Annotated in this window: 6 protein-coding genes; all 6 read left to right on the top strand. The window is 39.7% G+C overall.

What is annotated here, in order from left to right:
• Window positions 1–228, top strand: a 228-nt coding sequence (locus J8M01_RS23540; protein ID WP_211059566.1) for a hypothetical protein, incomplete at its 5' end; no start/stop codon positions are given.
• A gap of 27 nt (window positions 229–255) precedes the next feature.
• Window positions 256–1,020: an RHS repeat-associated core domain-containing protein gene (locus J8M01_RS24105; protein ID WP_247671261.1), complete on the top strand. Its 765-nt coding sequence runs from the start codon at window positions 256–258 to the stop codon at window positions 1,018–1,020.
• Window positions 957–1,265, top strand: a complete 309-nt coding sequence (locus tag J8M01_RS23530; protein ID WP_211059565.1) for a hypothetical protein — start codon at window positions 957–959, stop codon at window positions 1,263–1,265. Before J8M01_RS24105 ends, J8M01_RS23530 begins: the two co-directional genes overlap by 64 nt.
• Before the next feature lie 84 nt (window positions 1,266–1,349).
• Window positions 1,350–1,667, top strand: coding sequence for a hypothetical protein (locus tag J8M01_RS23525; RefSeq protein WP_211059564.1), 318 nt, complete (start codon window positions 1,350–1,352; stop codon window positions 1,665–1,667).
• Window positions 1,668–1,870: 203 nt separating this feature from the next.
• Window positions 1,871–2,284, top strand: coding sequence for a hypothetical protein (locus J8M01_RS23520; RefSeq protein WP_211059563.1), 414 nt, complete (start codon window positions 1,871–1,873; stop codon window positions 2,282–2,284).
• 358 nt (window positions 2,285–2,642) lie between these two features.
• Entirely contained in the window at window positions 2,643–4,307 is a 1,665-nt protein-coding gene (locus J8M01_RS23515; RefSeq protein ID WP_211059562.1) for an alkaline phosphatase family protein, read from the top strand.
• Window positions 4,308–4,995: the final 688 nt, after the last annotated feature.

Below are 4,995 nucleotides of genomic sequence, written 5' to 3'. Positions count from 1 at the left end.
TCAATTTTTTTAGTTGTTTCATCTTTAGATCCAGCAAGTTCAGCTGTACATTCTATCGCTGGTTCTTTTATCAGTGTGGTTTTTGTGTTGCTACTTGTAGTTCCTTTATTCGTTTGTAATAAGCTTCAAAAGAACTTTTTTGTTGCTATTGGAACCTTGCTGTTTCTGAACGTTATAGGGAGTGTAATTTTATATTTTTTATACAAAAAAGAGATGGGACAAATTTAGCTGAATTTCGCTTGGCAGTCACTCCGAATGTTTAACTTAATCGAATTTAACAAGACATACTGGGAGTGTCCATATGTGTCATCTCTAGGCTTTTCGTATGATACATCACTTAATCGTCTTACATCCGTAACGGGGACGGGCACAGATGGAAAGTATGCAGACATCAAATATGATGCAGGGTGTACCATTAAGCATAGCGGCAAATTTGACCTGAACTTTAATGCAGTAAACCAGCTTAAAAGCGCCAAAGGCAATACCTATTTATATGACGGTCACAACCGCCGAGTAAAACAAGTGGAGGGTAAAGGCACGAGCTACTCAATGTCCAGCCAAGATGGCACATTATTATATCGTGAAAAGGACAGCTTCATTGGTGAAGGGACAAGTTACATTCTCCTAGGTAAAAAACTGATTGCTAAGTATGGCGATGTAACACCGAAAACGGTGGCAGAAAGTCGCCAACACCATAGGCCATTTGGTGAAAGTATTGAAGCACCGAAAGATGATGTAGGGTATACAGGCCATAAGTTTGATACAGATTTAGGGTTAAGTTATATGCAGGCACGATGCTATGATCCAGTTATAGGTCGTTTCTACTCGAATGATCCTGTTGATGCGATGGGGCATATCGCTCGTGGGAATCCTGTCCAAGGTTTCGGACGCTACACTTATGCTAATAATAACCCTTATAAATATACTGACCCTGACGGTCAATTTCCAATCGCACCATGGATTATAGGGCTGGCCTTGGAACTGTATCAGAATATGCGACACAAGTCGGAAAGAATTTAGTTAATGGTGAGTCGATAGGTGATGCTTTAACAAATATTGATGGAAAAGAAATTGTTGCTTCTGGGTTAGGTGGTGCGGTTGGGGCAAGCGGGTTAAAAGTTATTAACTCCGCCATATCTGGTGTAACAAAAGCAGGGAAAGTAGATTCAAAAGCGGCTAGAAGTGTTAGGCAATTGATGGCAGCGCCAAAGTTGCTTCAGCTGGAGCAATTAAAGGTGCAGCTAGCGGAGATAACCCTGGGGTAGAAGCTGTAAAAAGTGTTGTAGATGGTATATCACCAATTCCAATTGCAGAGGATGCAATTCAATATTTGACTGAGGATCTAAAAAATGAATAAAGCAAGTTACTTTAAAAATAACCTATTAGATATAAATGTTTTTTCCTGTGGCTTTCTAAAGATAATTAAAGAAATTTACTTATACATTTTTTTTATCTCAGGTGGAAGTTTGTATTATTATGAACAGACTGTAATGGCAAAAATTACAATTTTTATTGGCGTGTTTTTATTTATAACCACTTTTATTCTTTTGATTTCATTCTTGATATTTCCATTTGTGAAAAGGGAGAATGCAGTTAAGGGTTTCAGTGATTATTCAAAAAAAGAAAGGGGAGAGATGATTGGTGGTTTACTTATTGGTTCTTTATAGTAATCTGAATCAGAGCAAGATGGGACAGTGACAACGAATTTCACAAGACATACTGGGAGTGTCCATATATGTCAATCATAGGTTTTCGCTATGTGGGATATACAGGCGATTCGAAGTAATTTTTATACTAATTCAGCAGCGTTTGATAGCTTCTTTGATGAACATAGGTTTTTATTGGTGGGTAAGAATACAGGAGTTTATAAATGAAATACTACCTATTAACTATAGTTTTTTTATTATTATCGGAAAATACCTATGCGTATAACGTTGTTAAGTTAAATAAATGCATTTCTTCAGAAAAATATGGAGGCACTATTATCTATGAAAATTGTAATGGTGGAAATGCATTAGTAATTGATCTCCATTACTCGGAATTAAGTGTCTCAGATGTAATGGAGTTGATGAAAAAAGGGAGTTACGACATATCATCTTTACAGGGGAAATTAGAAGATGATGTTGTCGCAGCAATTTATTCAGTATTATTAATCGAAAAGAAGTTTGAATATTTTTTTGCAACTCAAAATGCTGTTACTGTTTTATTAAAGGATAAAGGGCTTGTTATTTTTGAACGAAGTGAGGGAACTTGGCGGCAGCTATCGATTGCATCAATGGAGTAGCTAAGAAAGTAAGATGGGACAGGCACAAATTTTATCACTAAACAATATCTTAAGCGGTGGCTCTTAAGCGGTGGCCTTTAACTGGCCTGAATATTTAAAATCTATAATTCCGTATTATGAATCACAGAGCAACGTTCAGATAATCTCAGGTTTGGCACACTTAATTAAGATTTACATCAATGGCTTTAATGTCACTACTTTACTAAGCAAGCATTCATTTTTTGTATCGTTTTGTTGAATATTTCATCAAATTGTTATCTACATGCAATATTTAAATCACCGAAAAGTAATAATTAATGTTTATCGTTTTCTGGTCTAGTCCAATATTTGATAGACCAATTAACTCACAGGAAAAACGATGAAAAATAAATATTCAACGCTTTGTTACCAATTCAAACAGCTATTAAACACAACACTGTGCTGTACGGCACTTGGTATGTCTTCAGCATCTTTGGCCAGTACACACTCATTACTAATTGCAGTTGATGGGTTACGTGGAGATGGAATTGAAAATGCGAACACGCCTCACCTTGATACATTAATCAATGGTACCTGGGCAGCGGGCTATAAAGCTGCGTTTGCCCATTATGCGCAAACGATGACAGACGCGGCGCCAAACAGTGGCCCGAATCATGTTGGTATTATGACCGGTGTAACCGCTAAAAAAAGTGGTGTAACTGGTAATGGTAATGTTGCGGGTGGCAATTATTCAACCTATCCCCATTATCTAACACTATTAGAGCAGTCAAACTCTTCTCTCAATACTGCGTATCTGGTGACTTGGGGAACCGATATGCAAATTACTAACACGGCGGATCTTAAAATTGATGCAAATGATGCAGTTAACACCCAAAATGCAGTGAATATTATCAAGGGTACCTATAGTGCATCAAACTGGCCACAAGGTACCGACATAGATGCACTATTTATATTTTTAGACGATGTGGATGGGGCAGGCCATGCCTGTTGTTTTACGGCATCTGATGATGGTTATGTAGATGAAATTAATGACGTTGATAGTCAAATTGGGCAGTTGTTAGCGGCGATTAAAGCCCGTCCTAATTTTACTCATGAAGATTGGCAAATTGTGGTGACATCAGATCATGGCGGACGAGGCTCATCGCACGGTATTCATGCTGCTGATAACTACACAATTCCTTTTTTAGTCACATCAAAGGTGGCTAAGCAGGGGGATTTGTCTGGTATTCCGCGCAATTATGATGCGGCCCCCACTGTACTGGCTCACCATGGTTTGGCTGTGCCAGCAAATATGGATGGCACAGTACAAGGGCAAAATACTCGACCGGAAAATGATAAAGGAATTGATCACGGCCTGACAACGTACCTTCCTTTTGATGGCAACTATGAAGATGCATCGGGTAATCACACTCATGCTCAGGTAGGCGGCGGATCACCAGAGCTTCGCGCGAACGGAAAGTTTGGTACATATGTGAAAATAAATGGCAAAAAAGAGCACTTAACTTTAGGTAAACCAAGTGAGTTAGATTTTGGCACCGACACCGACTTTACCCTTATGACATGGTACAGAGTAAGCGGTGATCAAGTGGGTGATCCTGTTATTGTAGGGAACAAAAACTGGGTAAGTGGTGCAAACCGAGGTACGTTACTGCTTGCTAATGAGGGGAATGGGGATGATTTTGGTATTAACATCGCCTCATCACGCTCTGATAGAAAAGACATAGACCCTATTGATTACACTTTTAATGGTTGGTGGTTATTGGTGGCATCGTTTGACCGGCAAGGCGTGGCAACTTTGTACGCAGGAAGTCCCTCTGGTGAGTTGAATATTATTGCTGGTGATATTTCAAACGTGGGTGATATTAGTTCAGAGCTTGATTGGAACATTGGTCAAGATGGAACTGGCAGATATCATTATAATTTAAAAGCGGATTTAGATGATTTTGCAGTATGGCGCCGTGCTATTACGCTCAGCGAAGTACGCGCGATATATAATAACGGGCACGGCTCTGAGCTGCTTTCATTGATGAATGCAAGTCATTAGGGGCGGGGTTTACACCTGCGATATAGGAAGAGGTCAACTTATTGAGTTGGCCTTTTGCGTTTTGATCCAGAGGCGAATTACCTCCCCGATGCTGGTTAAGGCTCACAATGTTTTCGGGGGAATGATCTACAAATACAGGCTAATAGAGCCTTCGTATTGTCATCCTGATGCAGGTCAGGGTTGTGGAATATAATGTGGAAATACAGAGTATAGAACTCCGTATTGTCTCCCTGATGCAGGTCAGGGCCCTTGGTGTTTGTGGAATAATAATGTGGAAATACAGAGATAGAACTCCGTATTGTCTCCCTGACGCAGGTCAGGGTCTATGTGTTTTGTGGGATAATGAGAGTGGACTCTGAAACAAGTTCAGAGCGACGAAGTTTTAGTTCAGAGTGACGAAGTTTTAGTTCAGAGCGATGACGTTTTTAGTTCAGAGTGACGAAGTTTTAGTTCAGAGTGACGAAGTTTTTAGTTCAGAGCGACGAAGTTTTTAGTTCAGAGTGACGAAGTTTTAGTTCAGAGCGACGAAAGTTTTAGTTCAGAGCGACGAAAGTTTTAGTTCAGAGTGACGAAGGGTGGTGGCTCTACACAATGAAGTGTTGGTTCATAGCGACGAAGTTTCTGTTAAGCCGTCGCTTAAGTGCTGAGTCATACAGCTTTTAGTTAGTGTGTAAGTACTGGAAGATAG

The organism is Pseudoalteromonas sp. MMG005, assembly GCF_018101015.1.
Taxonomy (GTDB): domain Bacteria; phylum Pseudomonadota; class Gammaproteobacteria; order Enterobacterales; family Alteromonadaceae; genus Pseudoalteromonas; species Pseudoalteromonas aurantia.
The sequence above is the reverse complement of the archived record's forward strand: the minus strand, read 5'-3'. Positions and strand labels throughout refer to the sequence as shown.